14 protein-coding genes are annotated in these 14,233 nt (G+C 66.9%); 10 read left to right on the forward strand and 4 right to left on the reverse strand.

What is annotated here, in order from left to right; genetic code table 11:
• Positions 1-6 precede the first annotated feature (6 nt).
• The 8 genes from IHV84_RS17340 to IHV84_RS17375 are packed head-to-tail and all read left to right on the forward strand — an operon-like array spanning position 7 to position 6,695.
• Complete coding sequence (locus IHV84_RS17340) at positions 7-1,149, forward strand: cobalt-precorrin-5B (C(1))-methyltransferase (protein WP_198847796.1); 1,143 nt, start codon at positions 7-9, stop codon at positions 1,147-1,149.
• A complete protein-coding gene (gene cbiE / locus IHV84_RS17345; protein WP_198847797.1) occupies positions 1,146-2,498 on the forward strand; it encodes a precorrin-6y C5,15-methyltransferase (decarboxylating) subunit CbiE in 1,353 nt (450 codons plus the stop codon). Before IHV84_RS17340 ends, cbiE begins: the two co-directional genes overlap by 4 nt.
• Positions 2,495-3,337: a precorrin-2 C(20)-methyltransferase gene (cobI, locus tag IHV84_RS17350; RefSeq protein WP_198847798.1), complete on the forward strand. Its 843-nt coding sequence runs from the start codon at positions 2,495-2,497 to the stop codon at positions 3,335-3,337. The genes cbiE and cobI overlap by 4 nt, the downstream gene beginning before the upstream one ends.
• Positions 3,334-4,128: a cobalamin biosynthesis central domain-containing protein gene (locus tag IHV84_RS17355; protein WP_198847799.1), complete on the forward strand. Its 795-nt coding sequence runs from the start codon at positions 3,334-3,336 to the stop codon at positions 4,126-4,128. Before cobI ends, IHV84_RS17355 begins: the two co-directional genes overlap by 4 nt.
• 3 nt (positions 4,129-4,131) lie before the next feature.
• Positions 4,132-4,602, forward strand: a complete 471-nt coding sequence (locus IHV84_RS17360; RefSeq protein ID WP_198847800.1) for a cobalamin biosynthesis protein — start codon at positions 4,132-4,134, stop codon at positions 4,600-4,602.
• 13 nt (positions 4,603-4,615) lie between these two features.
• Complete coding sequence (locus tag IHV84_RS17365) at positions 4,616-5,284, forward strand: energy-coupling factor ABC transporter permease (protein ID WP_066698111.1); 669 nt, start codon at positions 4,616-4,618, stop codon at positions 5,282-5,284.
• 20 nt (positions 5,285-5,304) lie between these two features.
• Positions 5,305-6,312, forward strand: a complete 1,008-nt coding sequence (gene cobJ / locus IHV84_RS17370; RefSeq protein ID WP_198847801.1) for a precorrin-3B C(17)-methyltransferase — start codon at positions 5,305-5,307, stop codon at positions 6,310-6,312.
• Positions 6,309-6,695: a ferredoxin gene (locus tag IHV84_RS17375; protein ID WP_198847802.1), complete on the forward strand. Its 387-nt coding sequence runs from the start codon at positions 6,309-6,311 to the stop codon at positions 6,693-6,695. Before cobJ ends, IHV84_RS17375 begins: the two co-directional genes overlap by 4 nt.
• A gap of 84 nt (positions 6,696-6,779) precedes the next feature.
• Here the strand turns inward: IHV84_RS17375 and IHV84_RS17380 are convergent, their stop codons facing one another.
• The 3 genes from IHV84_RS17380 to IHV84_RS17390 form a co-directional block, all read right to left on the reverse strand.
• Complete coding sequence (locus IHV84_RS17380; protein ID WP_198847803.1) at positions 6,780-7,403, reverse strand: flavin reductase family protein; 624 nt, start codon at positions 7,401-7,403, stop codon at positions 6,780-6,782.
• Between the two features lie 120 nt (positions 7,404-7,523).
• Complete coding sequence (locus tag IHV84_RS17385; RefSeq protein ID WP_066786054.1) at positions 7,524-8,426, reverse strand: DMT family transporter; 903 nt, start codon at positions 8,424-8,426, stop codon at positions 7,524-7,526.
• 131 nt (positions 8,427-8,557) lie between these two features.
• Complete coding sequence (locus IHV84_RS17390) at positions 8,558-8,770, reverse strand: hypothetical protein (protein ID WP_198847804.1); 213 nt, start codon at positions 8,768-8,770, stop codon at positions 8,558-8,560.
• On the opposite strand from IHV84_RS17390, the gene IHV84_RS17395 reads away from it, so the two are divergent.
• Complete coding sequence (locus IHV84_RS17395; protein ID WP_198847805.1) at positions 8,760-11,324, forward strand: EAL domain-containing protein; 2,565 nt, start codon at positions 8,760-8,762, stop codon at positions 11,322-11,324. The genes IHV84_RS17390 and IHV84_RS17395 overlap by 11 nt on opposite strands.
• Positions 11,325-11,555: 231 nt before the next feature.
• On the opposite strand, the gene IHV84_RS17400 is transcribed toward IHV84_RS17395, so the two are convergent.
• The gene (locus tag IHV84_RS17400) at positions 11,556-12,452 is read right to left on the reverse strand and encodes a helix-turn-helix domain-containing protein (protein ID WP_198847806.1); all 897 of its coding nucleotides are present in this window, start codon (positions 12,450-12,452) and stop codon (positions 11,556-11,558) included.
• Positions 12,453-12,517: 65 nt separating this feature from the next.
• Between IHV84_RS17400 and IHV84_RS17405 the strand changes: the two genes are divergently transcribed.
• Entirely contained in the window at positions 12,518-13,795 is a 1,278-nt protein-coding gene (locus IHV84_RS17405; RefSeq protein ID WP_198847807.1) for an MFS transporter, read from the forward strand.
• Positions 13,796-14,233 lie beyond the last annotated feature (438 nt).

A 14,233-nucleotide genomic window follows, 5' to 3' on the forward strand; every position in this document is an offset into this window, starting at 1 on the left:
GCGGCCATGATGGAAAAAACCGTTCGCCGTGGCACCCGCACCGGCTTCACCACCGGGGCCTGCTCCGCAGCTGCTGCGCGTGCGGCCGTGCAGGGCCTGGTGCATGGCGCTGTGCCTGAGATGGTGGACTGCCTGCTGCCCAACGGCGATACGGTGCGCTTTGCGGTGAACGACGGGCGCTGTGATGTCAGCAATCCAGAGGCCCCTGCTACGGCCCACGCCATGGTCATCAAAGACGCGGGCGACGACCCCGATTGCACCGACAAGGCCCACCTCACCGCCGATGTGCGCCTGCTGCCCGGCGAGGCCGGGGTGGTGCGCCTGTGTGGCGGCTTTGGTGTGGGCACCGTCACCATGGCCGGGCTGGGTCTGGAAGTGGGTGGCCCGGCCATCAACCCCGTGCCCCGCCGCAACATTGAAGACAACGTGCGTGCTGCAGGTGCGCCGCTGCTGGCCCATGCGGGGCTGGAGGTCACCATCTCCGTGCCCCAGGGTGTGGAGATGGCGCGCAAGACGATCAACGCCCGTCTGGGCATTTTGGGCGGCATCTCCATCCTGGGCACCACCGGCATCGTCAAGCCGTATTCCACCTCGGCCTACCGTGCCAGCGTGGTGCAGGGCGTGCAGGTAGCGGCCACGCTGGGCCACGGCGTAGTGGTGCTCACCACCGGCGGGCGCACCGAGCAGTTTGCGATGAAAGAGCGCGCTGGTCTGCCCCCCGCCTGCTTTGTGCAGATGGGCGACTTTTTGCGCTATGCGCTCGATGAAGCCGTGACCCAGGGCCTGACCGAAGTCGTCATTGGCGGCATGGTGGGCAAGCTGACCAAAATCGCCCAGGGCGAAACCATCACCCACGCCAACCGCGCCGAGGTGGACACCGAGCTGCTCGCCCAACTGGCCGCCCGCATTGGTGCGCCGCCCGAGGTGTGCGCCGAGATTGCCGCCGCTGAAACCGCCCGTTTTGCTGCCGAGCGCATGCAGGCCCTGGGCCTGGCCACAGCCTTCCATGAAGCCCTTGCCCAGGCCGTGGTGCGCACGCTGATGGCCCCTGACCGCTACGGCGGCAAGTTCCGCCTGCAGGTGCTGGTGTGCGACTTTGACGGCCTGAAGATGGCCGAAGCCGATTCAACTCATTTCCCATCGACATGACCGACCCCCAACCTTGCCGCGTGATCGGCGTGCTCGACGACGGGGCCGCCAGCCTCAGCCTCACCGCCCTGGCCCTGCTGCGCCGGGCCGACTGGGTCATTGGCGGTGCCCGCACGCTGGCGCTGCTGGAAGACGACATCGCCCCCCACGCCCAGCGCCGCGATTTGACGGGACAACTCAGCGCCGTGCCTGGCTGGATTGCTGCGGCACGCGAAGCAGGCCAGACCAGCGTGGTGTTGGCCACGGGCGACCCGCTGTGCCACGGCATTGCCAGCTACCTCGCATCGCGCCTGTGCATTGAGGCTGTGGAGGTGCTGCCCAATCTATCGACCGTGCAGCTCGCCTGCGCTCGCCTGGGTCTGGCCTGGCAGGATGCGCGCATTGTGTCCGTGCACAGCAAGGACGCAGGCGAATGGCGCGTGGGCGCAGAGCCCGGCCACGGCCTGTATGCCCTGGCGCAAAGCCTGCGCCAGCACGACCGCCTGCTGGTGCTCACCAGCCCCGACAACACGCCGGGTCGCATTGCCCGCCTAATCGTGGCCGAAGGCCTGGGCGACGATTTTCAGATGGCCGTGGCCGAGCGCCTGTGCACGCCCGATGAGCGCGTGGTGGCCGAGCTGTCACCGCACGACGCCGCGCAGCAGACCTTTGCCGGCCCCAACGTGGTGGTGCTGGTGCGCAGCCAGGTGCGCCCGCAGCCCGTGCGCATGGGCCTGGCTGACAGCGCCTACCACCAGCGCCAGCCCAAAGGATTGGGAGATGGAGGCCTCATCACCAAGCAAGAGGTGCGCGCCGTGTCGCTGGCCCGCATGCAACTGCGTGCCGACAGCCGCGTGTGGGACATTGGCGCGGGCAGCGGCTCGGTGGGGCTTGAAGCCGCCCGCCTGTGCCCGCAAGGCCATGTGTGGGCCATCGAGAAAAACGAGGCTGACTTCGCCATTGCAGGCCAGAACGCCCGTGCCTTTGGCGTGAGCAACCACACGCTGGTGCACGGCAAGGCTCCTGAGGGGCTGGACGCCTGGCCTGACCCGGACGCTGTGTTCATCGGCGGCTCGGGCGGCGAGCTGCAAGAGCTGATCGCCCTGTGCCTGCGCCGCCTGCGCACGGGCGGCTGGCTGGTGATGAATTTTGTCACGCTCGAAAACCTGGCCAGCGCCACGCAAGCGCTACAGGCTCAAGGGGCGGTGTGGGATGTGCTGCAACTGCAGGCGGCCCGCAGCAAACCCATTTTGCACATGCACCGCATGGCGGCAGAAAACCCCGTGTGGATCGTGTGCGCGCAGCGCGGCGAGGGCAGTGCGATGCCGGCCGCGTCAGCCGTGCAAACCGCGCAAGGGGAGGCCGCATGAGCGAGACCATGCTTCAGAATCCCCCTGCACTGGGCCGCCTCATCGGCGTCTCCCTCGGCCCCGGCGACCCTGGCCTCATTACCCGCGCAGCGTGGGCGCAGCTGCAGCGCACCGATGCCGTGTGGACTTACCCCGCGCGCAGCACCAAAACGCCCAGCTATGCGTTTGACATCGTGCAGCGTGCCGGGCTTGCGCCGCCCGCACAGCACCAGACGCTGCTGTTCCCCATGACGCACGACGGCGACAAGCTGGCCCGCGCCTGGATGCGCGCCGCAGAGACGGTGCTGCCCTGGCTGCTGGCGGGGCAGGACGTGCTGTTTCTGGTGGAGGGCGACGCCAGCACCTACGCCACCTTTGGCCACCTCGCCCGCACGGTGCAGGCGCTGGATGCGCGCATTGACGTGCCGGTGATTGCAGGTGTGAACGCCTTCGCGGCCGCTTGCGCCGCCCGTGGCATGCCCCTGGCGGAGCAGGACGACACCATTGCCATCGTGCCCGCCGCCTACGGCGTGAGCGCGGTGGACCGTTTGCTCACCGACTTTGACACCCTGGTGCTCATGAAGGTCAAGCCGCTGATGGACGACCTGATCAACTGGCTGACCCTGCGAGAGCTGCTGCCCCACACCCAGTTCATCGAGCGCGTGGGTGCGCCGGACGAACGCAGCGTGAACGGCGTGGACCTGCCCACCCTGCGCGGCACCAAGGTCAGTTACCTCTCGCTCATGATCGTGAAGAACCCGCACCGCATACGGGGTGAGCGCATCAAGGGCTGCCTCAAAAAGACATCGCCTGTGCCCGCAGAAGACAACGCCAGCACCGCACTGGAGACCGAAGAATGACCACCGCCTCTACCCCTACCGATTTGGCGCGTCCCCCCGAGGAGACCCGCGTCTGCATCGTCGCCATCACCCGCCACGGCGCGGCGCAGGCTGCCCAGCTGGCGCGTGACTTGCCCGAGGCCCACATCTGCACCGCCGCCAAGTTTGCGCAGGCGTTTGACGGCCTGCCCAACCCCGTGCGCGCCTACGAAGGTGCCCTGCGTGACGAGATGGCTCCGCTGTTTGCCGGCTACGACCAGCTGGTGTTCTTCGTCTCGCTCGGCGCCGTGGTGCGCCTGATTGCACCGGTGCTCAAGTCCAAGGACGAAGACCCCGGCGTGACGGTGGTGGACGATGCGGGCCAGTTCGTCATTCCCGTCCTCTCCGGCCATGTGGGCGGTGCCAACGCCATGAGCGAGCGCATTGCCGATTTGCTGGGTGCCACGCCCGTGCTCACCACGGCGTCCGATGTGGGCAAGACCATTCCCGTAGACATTCTGGGCCGCCACCTGGGCTGGCAGGTGCAGGCCCCCAAGATCAACATCACCCGCGTATCGGCCCATGTGGTCAACGGCGAGCCCATTGCCCTGGTGCAAGAGGCAGGCAGCACCCGCTGGTGGACCCGGCCCACGCCGCTGCCCGCCAATGTGGAATGCCTCACCGCGTTTGCGCAGGTGCGGCCTGATCACCACAAGGCCGTGTTGTGGGTCACCCATGCGGATGTGCCCAACACCCTCTGGTCCGACTGGGCCGAGCGCCTGGTGGTGTACCGCCCGCCCGTGGGCCAGACTGAAGACGCCACTACGGCCTGAGCCATGTCTGCGGTAGCAAGCCAATCATCCGCGCCAGTGGCCCTTGCCCTTGCCATCGGCCTGGGCTGCGACCGGGGCACGCCCCTGGCCACGGTGCAGCAATGCCTGCAGCAGGCCTTGGCGTTGGCCGGTGGCACGCTGGCCGATGTGGCGGTGCTGGCGAGCATTGAAGCCAAGGCCGACGAAGCCGCCTTTTTGCAACTGGCCGCGCAGCATGGCTGGCCTCTGCACTGGTACAGCGCCGCGCAACTGGCGGCTGTGCCCGTGCCCAACCCCTCGGCCACCGTGCAGCGCTACATGGGCACCCCCTCGGTGAGCGAGGCCGCTGCCCTGCTGGCGGCACAGGCCGATCTGAGCGCCCTGGTGGTGGAAAAGCACAAATTCCGCGGGCCCGATGGCAAGAACGCCACCGTGTCCATCGCCCGCATGGCCGCTGCGTCCTCCACCCCTTTTTCACCCCCGTCCGTTTCTTGAAAGGAAACCTCCCATGCACATCGAAATCGGCATCATCTCCCCCGAAAAGCTGGCCTACGCAGGCGTCGCGGCCAAGGCCCTTTTGGGCACCCATGCCCTGGGCCTGCTCAAAAGCCCCACCGCCTGGCTGCGCACGGCGCTGGCAGCGTTCTTCTTCAGCGTGCTGATGCAGGCATGGTACCTGCCCGTGGGCCCGTCGGAGCTGCACCTGGTGGGCGCCATGCCGGTGTACCTGCTGTTCGGCTTCATCCCCACGCTGTTTGGCTTTGGCCTGGGCCTGCTGGTGCAAGCCCTGGTGTTTGAGCCGCAGGACATGGCCCATCTGGCCGTCAACTTCCTGAGCCTGGCCGTGCCGCTGGTCACCGTGCACCACACCCTGGGCAAGAAGATGCAAGGCATCAGCGTGGCCAATGTGCTCAAGCTCGATGCCGTGTACTACGCAGGCGTGACCCTGATGGTGGGCTTCTGGCTGTCCATCAGCAACGATGCCGCCCCGGTGGCTGACTGGGCTCTGTTTGCGGCCTCGTACACCAGCCTGGTCGCTGTGGAGCCACTGCTGACCATCGGCCTGGTGGCCCTGGCGGGCCGTCTGCGTGGCAGCCGCGTGGGTCAACGCCTGCTCGCCGCCTGCATTGACGAAGGCCTGCTGCGCCGCGCAGCGCCTGCAGTGGCGTCTGCTTGATCTGCACAAGGGCTGATTCCATGACCGCAGGAAAAATCATGCTCGTGGGCATCGGCCCCGGCAGCACGGAACACATGACGGCGCGCGCCCGCGCCGCCATTGCCGAAGCCGACACCATCATCGGCTACGTCACCTACATCAAGCTGGTGGCTGACCTGATTGAGGGCAAGGAGATCATCCGCAAGTCCATGACCGAGGAGCTGGACCGCGCCATCGAAGCGCTGGAGCGCGCCCGCGAGGGCAAGAAGGTGGCGCTCATCTCTTCGGGCGATGCGGGCGTGTACGGCATGGCCGGGCCCACGTTTGAAGTGCTGTTCCAGGCCGGGTGGGCACCGCCCGCCGTGGACGAGAACGGTGTGCCCGAGGCGGGCGGCATCGTGGTGGAAGTGGTGCCCGGCGCCTCGGCCCTCAACAGCTGCGCGGCCCTGGTGGGCGCGCCGCTCACGCACGACTTTTGCGCCATCTCGCTGTCGGACCTGCTCACGCCCTGGCCCACCATTGCGCGCAGGCTTGACGCCGTGGCCTATGCCGACTTCGTGGTGGCCCTGTACAACCCCAAGAGTGGCCGCCGCACGCGGCAAATTGTGGAGGCGCAGCGCCTTTTCCTGCGCCACCGCAGCCCTGATACGCCCGTGGCCATCGTCAAGAGCGCCTACCGCCGCCGTGAGCGCATCGAGTTCACCACGCTGGCGCACATGAGCGATGCCGACATAGGCATGCTCAGCACCGTACTCATCGGCAACAGCAACACCGTGGTGCAAAACGGCCTGATGGTCACGCCACGCGGCTATGCAAACAAATACGACGTGCAGGCTGGGGGTACCACGCGCGAGGGCGAGCGCCCAGGCCGGTCGCTCTCCACCGGGCTCAATGGCTGGCTGGAGAACCTGTTTGCCGACCACGCTGCGGGCGACAGCATCGAAGCCCTGGCCCAGCGCCACCGCCTGCCGGTGGAATACATCCGCGACACCCTTGAAAACCCGCTGGAAGCCGCAGCGCAAGATGCCCCCGAAGAGGCCGAAGCATGAGCACTGACAACACGAATGCGGCTGTGGCCGCAGACACCGCGACCCCCGAAGTCGTGCGCCCCAAGATCAGCGACTACCGCCGCCACCTGCTCATCTGCACCGGCCCACGCTGCGCGCCCGATGGGGCCGCGCAACACCTGTTCGACAGCCTGGGGTCCAAGTTCAAGGCCGCGGGTTTGAACGATGGGGAACTGCGCGTGAAGCGCAGCCGCGTGGGCTGCTTTGCGGCCTGCAAGGGCGGCCCGGTCATGTGCGTGCAGCCCGACGGCACCTGGTACTACAACGTCACCCCCGCCAACATGGACCGCATCATCACCGAACACCTGGTGGGCGGGCAGCCAGTGCAGGAGCTGGTGTTTCACCAGGGGCCCACCGGGGGGTGATGGGTTGCTATTTGTTTTGTAGCTGCTAGCGCTTATTGCATAAGCGCTAGCGGTCAATTTGGCTTGTGGCCATTCTCTGCGCGTTCAGCGCGGCCGGTGCATCTTGAACAACTGCTCCGGCCCCACGGTGAAGTAATCGGCCGGGCCGCCTGCGCGCAGGATGTGGCCTGCGCTGGCCGTGTCGTACACGCCGTCTTTCAGCAATGCGGTGTCGATGTGCACGGCCACCACCTCGCCCAGCACCAGCCAGGTGGGCACCTGCACGCCGTCGGCCCCTTGCAGTTGCAAGACCTGCGTGCGGCGGCATTCCAGGGTGACGGGGCTTTCGGCCACGCGCGGCGGGCGCACTTGCGTGCTGGCCAGGGGCGTGAGGCCTGCCAGCTCAAATTCGTTCACTTGGGGCGCCACGGCGGCGCAGGTCTGGTTCATGGCCTCGGCCAGATCGCGGGTGGCCAGGTTGCACACGAACTCGCCGGTTTCCTCGATGTTTCGCAGCGTGTCCTTGGCGCCGATGCTGGCAAAGCCCACGATGGGCGGCACGTAGTTGAAGGCGTTGAAGAAGCTGTAGGGCGCCAGGTTGAGCGCGCCCTGCGCGTTGCAGGTAGAGATCCAGCCAATCGGGCGCGGGCCGACGATGGCGTTGAACGGGTCGTGCGGCAGGCCGTGGCCCTTGCGGGGTTCGTAGCTGTGCAGGGTGCGTGCGGTCATGGGTTGCTGTCCTTGTTCCATGCGATCAATTTGCTATTAAAAACATAGCTGCTTGCGCTTGCTGTATGAGCGCTAGAGCCCGATTCTGCTTGAAGGTTGGCTGCGCTGCCGCCGCGTGCCTCATTTGCCCTGGCGCGCCAGCCACACGCCGGCCACGGCCACCACCATGCCCACCAGGGCCAGGCCTGATAGCGTTTCATCAAACAGCGCCCAGGCGATGAGCGCGGTGGTGGGCGGGGTCAGGTAAAACAGGCTGGCCACGTTCACGGCGCTGCCCCGGCCAATCAGCAGGTTCAGCAGGCTGACTGCGCCCACCGACAGCACCAGCACCAGCCAGCCCAGGGCAAACATGAACTGGCCCGTCCACTGGATCTGCATGGTTTCGGTCAGGCTGGCCAGCACGGCCATGGCGGCCACGCAGGGCAGGTACTGGATCACCGAGCCCGAGCGCAGGTCAAACGCCGGGCAAAAGCGCTTTTGGTACAGCGTGCCGCAGGTGATGCCCACCAGCGCCACCACGGCGGGCAGCAGCATGGCTAGCAGCGCCTGGCTGGGCACGGAGGCAATTTTTTGCGCCACCACCAGCGCCACACCCGCAAACCCCAAGGCCAGGCCGCACCACTGCGCAGGCCGCACCCGTTCGCCCAGCAACAGCCCGGCGGCCAGGGCCGTGAGCAACGGCTGCAGCCCCACCACCAGCGCCGTGATGCCCGAAGGCAGGCCGTGGCCAATGGCGGTGAACACCCCGCCCAGGTACACGCCGTGCACCAGCAGGCCCGACACCGCAATGTGCAGCCACTGCCGCGCACTGCGCGGCCAGGGCGCGCGAAACCACCGGGCCACCGCCAGCATCAGCACCGTGACGATGGCAAACCGCACCGCCAGAAAAGTCAGCGGCTCCACAAACGGCAAGCCCAGCTTGGCGCCGATGAAGCCCGTGCTCCACAGGGCCACGAACAGCAAGGGGTAGGCGGTGTCGCTCAGGCCAGGGCGGGGCGTGCTCTGCACAGCGGAAGAATTCATGGGGCGGGCCAATCAGGAAGAAGCCATGGAAACGACGATGGGGGCGGATCCGTCCCACGTGCGCGGCGCTGGGGCTTTTTGCCGCGCAGTGCGTACTCTGCCACGCCTGGGCCGCCTGCGCAGGCCAGGGGTCACGGGTGGCTCTCCTCGCGCGCCTGCCTCAATGCGGCCCAGGAGCAGCTCGCCCCCGTCTTGGTGGTGGGCGGCAGGTCGTCGAAAACCCGTTGAAACTGCTGCCTCAGCGCAACGTTGTTCGGTTTTGCAGCAACGCCAGCGGCCCGTTTGCCGATCAGCCCCCTCGGCATGCGCAACAATGTGCGGATACCGCCCGCCATGAACGACACGCGCTCCCCGCTTCCAGAACCAGAGGTCACCTCCAGCGAATTGGAGCGCCTGCGTGCCGCAGTACACCGGGCTGAGCAGGCCGAGCGCCTGCAGCGCGCCCTGTTTGCCATCTCAGAGCTGTCCAGCTCCGACCTGGAAATGCCCCACATGCTGCAGCAGTTGCACACCATCGTGGGCTCGCTCATGTACGCGCGCAACCTGTTCATGGCGCTGTACGACGAGGCCAGCGACAGCCTGGACTTCATCTACATGGTGGACGAAGCCACCCCGGACCAGCCCCAGAGCGGCCAGCGCATCCCCATGGCCGACTATGCGCAGGCGCTGACCTGGTACCTGGTACGCGACGGCCTGCCCCGGCGCGGCTCCATGCAGGCGCTGGCGCAGCAGGTGCCCGGCCCCTTGCGGGCGCGTGGTGCCCATGCGCAGGACTGGCTGGGCGTGCCCCTGCGCGAGGGCCGCCACGTGCGCGGCGCCCTGGTGGTGCAAAGCTACGACGAGCCCAATCGCTACGGACCCGAAGAACAGGCGCTGCTGGAGTTTGTGGCCAGCCACGTACTCACCGCCGTGCAGCGCAAGCAAAGCCAGCAGGCCCTGGAGCAGGCCGTGCAGGTCAGCACCGCCGAGCTGGCCCGCGCCAATCAGACTCTGGTGGCCGAGGTGGCCCGCCGCCAGCGTGGCGAGCGGCTGCAGGCCGCCCTGTACCGCATTGCCGAGCGCGCCAACGACATGGGCAGCATGGACGATTTCTACCGCTCTGTGCATGACACCGTGGGCGATCTCATCAACGCCCGCAACTGCTACATCGCCCTGGTGTCGGAGGATGGGCAGGCGCTGGAATTTCCCTACTATGTGGACGAGCAGGGCGGCAAGGGCATGCCCCGGCGCATGGGCCCGGGGCTGACCGAATACGTGCTGCGCACTCGCAAGCCGCTGCTGGTGAGCCGGGCCGAGGCCGATGAGCTCATCGCCCAAGGTGTTTTCCAGACGGCCGGGCCCCGTGCCACCTCCTGGCTGGGCGTGCCTCTGGTGTGTGACGGGCGGGCGTTGGGCGTGATTGCGGTGCAAAGCTACCAGGCCGACGTGGCGTATTCCGACCGCGACCGGTTGCTGCTGAGCTTTGTCTCGCACCAGATCGCCAGCAGCCTGGTGCGCCGCCGCACCACCGATTCATTGCAACGCGCCAACGCCGAGCTGGCGCAGCGCGTGGCCGAGCGCACAGGCCAGCTGCAAGAGCAGATCGCCGTGCGCGAGCGCGTCGAGGCCCAGCTGCAGCACCAGGTGATGCACGATGCCCTGACCGGCCTGCCCAACCGCAGCTACCTGCTGGAGCGCCTGACCTGGCTGCAGGCACGCCTGCAGCGCCACGAGCATCGCCGCTTTGCGGTGATGTTTGTGGATGTGGACCGCTTCAAGCTCATCAACGAAAGCATGGGCCACCATGCGGGCGATGCGGTGCTGCAAGAGGTTGGGCGGCGCCTGCTGGCCACCCTGGGTGATTCGGACATGATCGCCCGCGTGGGCGGTGACGAGTTTGCCGTGCTGCTGAGCAACGCCCAGACGCTGGAAGCCGCCATGCGCTCGGCACGGCGCATGCTGCAGGTGCTGGACGAGCCCATGGTGGTGGAGGGTAAGCAGCTGTTCGCGTCCGTCAGCATCGGCATCATGATGTGCGACCAGCCTGCTGCGGCCCCCACCGATTTGCTGCGCAACGCCGACACGGCGATGTACCGCGCCAAGCTCAATGGCCGGCGCCGGTTTGAGCTGTACGACGCGCATTTGCACAGCGATGCCCTGCGCGTGCTGACCCTCGAAAACGCCCTGTGGTCGGCCCTCAAGCAGCAGCAGTTTGTGCCCCATTTCCAGCCCATCGTGTCGATTCAAGACGGGCAGGTGCTGGGCTATGAAGCCCTGGTGCGCTGGCAGCACCCGACCGAGGGCTTGCCAGGCCCGGCCGACTTTTTGCAGGTGGCCGAAGACAGCGGCAGCATGGAAGCCATCGACTGGCAGATTTTTGCCGCTGCCAGCCGTGCCATTGCCGCCCAGACCGACTTCACCGGCTACCTGGGCCTGAACGTGGCGCCGCGCCACTTTCGCAACCCGCACTTTTGCCAGCAACTGCTGGACATGCTGAAAGCCGCTGGCCTGCCGCCCTCGCGCCTGTGCCTGGAAATCACCGAAGGCGCCCTGATCGACGACCCCGAGCGCACCTGCGACCTGCTCAACGAGCTGCGCAGCCACGGCATGTCGCTGGCGCTGGACGACTTTGGCACCGGGTACTCGTCGCTGGGGTACCTCCACCGCTTCCCGCTGCTCACGCTCAAGATTGATCGCAGTTTCGTCGCGCCCCTCACCAGTCCCACCGCCCACCAGGGCAGCGCCAGCGCCGCCGTGGTGCGCGCCGTGGTGGCGCTGGCGGGCTCGCTGGGGCTGAGCGTGGTGGCCGAAGGCATCGAAACCCAGGCCCAGGCCGATGCCCTGTGCGCCCTGGGTTGCCACCTCGGCCAAGGCTTCTTGTTTGCCAAACCAGGGCCACTGCCTGCTTCTTCGGCCTGATTCCATTTCTAAGAGCGGCTAACAAAACCCTTCTGGCGTCGTTGCCGTGTCTTGTCGTACTACCCGTACTGCCTGCGACGCGGCGCCTAGCCAGAACCGCTGCGCTGGGTTGTGTTATCCGCTCTAAATCACCCCTGACGTTGTTGCTTCGCCTTGCCGTGCTTTAGCACTGTCTGCGGCTTCGCGCCTCGTCAGGAATGGTTTGAAAATGGAATGAGAGCCAGGTGACCGCTACCGCTGCCCCAAAAACTGCCCCGGTGGTTGTCCCACCGACTTGCGCACCATCGCGCTGAAGGCACTCGGGCTGTAGCCCAGCTCGGCCGCAATCTGGCCCATGGGCATGCGGCCCGCCGCCAGTGACACCGCCTTGGCCAGAATCACCTGCTGGCGCCATTGGGTGAAGGTGCTGCCCAGCTCGGTGCGAAACAGCCGCGCCACCGTGCGCAGGCTGGCCCCCGTGTCTTGCGCCCAGGCCTCCAGCGTGGTGTGGCGCGTGGGGTCGGCCAGCACGGCTTCGCACAACTGGCGCAGGCGCTTGTCGTGGGGCAGGTCCACGCCCAGCTTCACGGGCGCTGCGCGGGCCAGCTCGTCGCACAGCAGCGCGCTCAGGTGGCGTTCGCGCAGCAGCGTGGCTGCGTTGGGCGGTGGGCCGTCGTCCGGGGTGGTGGGCATTTCACGCACCACGGCGCGCAGCAGGTCTGACACTTCCAGCACGCGGCACTGGCGCCACGCGGCCTGCTCAGACGCAGCAGCGCGGCTGCCCAGGGCCTGCGGGCCGCAGCGCCCGCGCGGCTGGTGAAAGTACAGCGTGCGAAGTTCGGCATCGTCCACCATGGTCACGGCGTGCTCCATGCCCGGCGGTATCCACAGCGCGCGCGATGGCGGCACGATGTAGGTGCCCCGGTCCACCGTCAGCTGGATCACGCCGGTGGTGGAAATTGCCACCTGTGCCCACGGGTGGCTGTGCGGCATCACCCGCGTGTCGGCCCGCAACTGCCGGGCCTTGGCGCGCACCGGGCGCTGGGCCGTGGGCACAAACAGGTGCGGGGTCAGTGAATCGACATACGCCACCGGGCGCCGTGCGCGGCGTGGCGCTGGTGCGCTGGAGGTTGTTGCAGGTTTTGGCATGTTTGCGATAGTAATTGACCGGCTATCGTCAAACTGCCGAGCCCGGCGTGCCTAAGATCAACCCCATGACCTCTGCATCCTCTGGCACTTCATCCGGCGCCGTGCCGTTTCGGCAAGACGCCCGCACCATCGGCCTGGTGGGCCTGGCCCATGGCAGCTCGCACTTCTTTCACATGCTGCTGCCCCCGCTGTTCCCGTGGCTGATTGCCGAGTTCGGCTTCAGCTATTCCGAACTCGGGGTGCTGGTGTCCGTGTTCTTTGTGATCTCCGGGGTGGGCCAGGCCCTGTCGGGCTTTTTGGTAGACCGGGTGGGCGCGCGGCCCGTCATGTTCTTTGCGCTGTCGAGCTTTACAGCTTCAGGGCTGGTGGCGGGCACTGCGCAGGGCTATGGGGGGCTGGTGGTGGCTGCAGCCCTGGCCGGGCTGGGCAACGCGCCCTTCCACCCGGTGGACTTCACCATCCTGAACAAGCGCGTATCCCCCCAGCGGCTGGGGCACGGCTTTGCGGTGCACGGCATCAGCGGCAACCTGGGCTGGGCCACGGCGCCAGTGTTCATGGCAGGCATTGCCACGGCCACGGGTTCGTGGCGCACCGCCAGCCTGTGCGGCGCGGCGTTTGCGCTGCTGGTGCTGGCCATCATGGTGATCAACCGCGACGCGCTGGACGACCGCCAGGGCGAATGGGCCCACCAGGCCAAGGGCGCCGCGAGTGGGCAGGCTGCCAAGCCCGAGCATCCCATGGCTTTCCTCAAGCTGCCTTCGGTGTGGCTGTGCTTTTCGTTCTTCTTCTGGAGCACCTGCGCCCTCAGCGCCATCCAGAGCTTTGCCAGCCCCGCGCTGCAGTCGATGTACGGCCTGCCCCTGAGCCTCACGGCCATGGTGGTCACCGGCTACATGCTGTGCGGCGCGGGCGGCATGGTGGTGGGCGGCTTTCTGGTCGGCCGCGTGCAGCGGCTGGAGAAAGTGATCTCGGTTTGCCTGCTCGGCTCTGCCGTGCTGCTGGCGCTGGTGGGCACAGGGCTGTTGCCTGGCATCGCCGCCCTGGTGGTGGCCTCCATCGCTGGCCTGGGCACCGGCCTGGCAGGCCCCTCGCGCGACATGCTCATCAAGCGTGCTGCGCCGCCCGGCGCCACGGGCCGTGTGTACGGCACCGTGTACTCAGGCCTGGATCTGGGCTTTTGCTTGTCGGCCCCGGTGTTCGGCGCCATGCTGGACCATGGCATGACCTCGGGCATCTTCTTCGGCTCTGCCGCTACGCTGGCGTTGAGCGTGGTGTCTGCGGCGTTGGTGGGGGTGGGGCTCGCGGCGCGGATGGCGCGGCCAGCGGCGGTGACCGTTGGGTGAGGGGCGCTTGGCTTTTGGGGGGGCCTTCGGCTCCCATTCTGTCGAGGCGCTGGCTAATTTGGGGTAGTCAGTTTGGGCAAGGATCGGTCATCGCCACGTTGATAACTGACGACTGCTTGAAGCGTAATCCTGCCATCACGTACTTGCTGTCAAAAACCAGCTTACCGATTACCCAGCTTAACGAGAAGCGCGCAGCTCTAGGTCTACCACGCTTTTGCGTTTAGGTTCGTCACCGGTCTTCTTAAAGGCGCAGACGAAGCGGGGTGCCTCGTTTAAGCAGACGGAAATTCTTGTGTACTCACAACACACAGTGCCCCAACCCTTTGCATCGCTCCCCAAGCCGTTCACCCAAACCAACTTTTCATAAAAAGGGCCTCTTTCGAGCAATGCCGCTCAGTTAAGTCTGAGCGGCATTTTTTTGACGGGATACTGGGTCTT

This window comes from Acidovorax sp. IB03 (genome assembly GCF_016406015.1).
Lineage (GTDB): Bacteria > Pseudomonadota > Gammaproteobacteria > Burkholderiales > Burkholderiaceae_C > Acidovorax > Acidovorax temperans.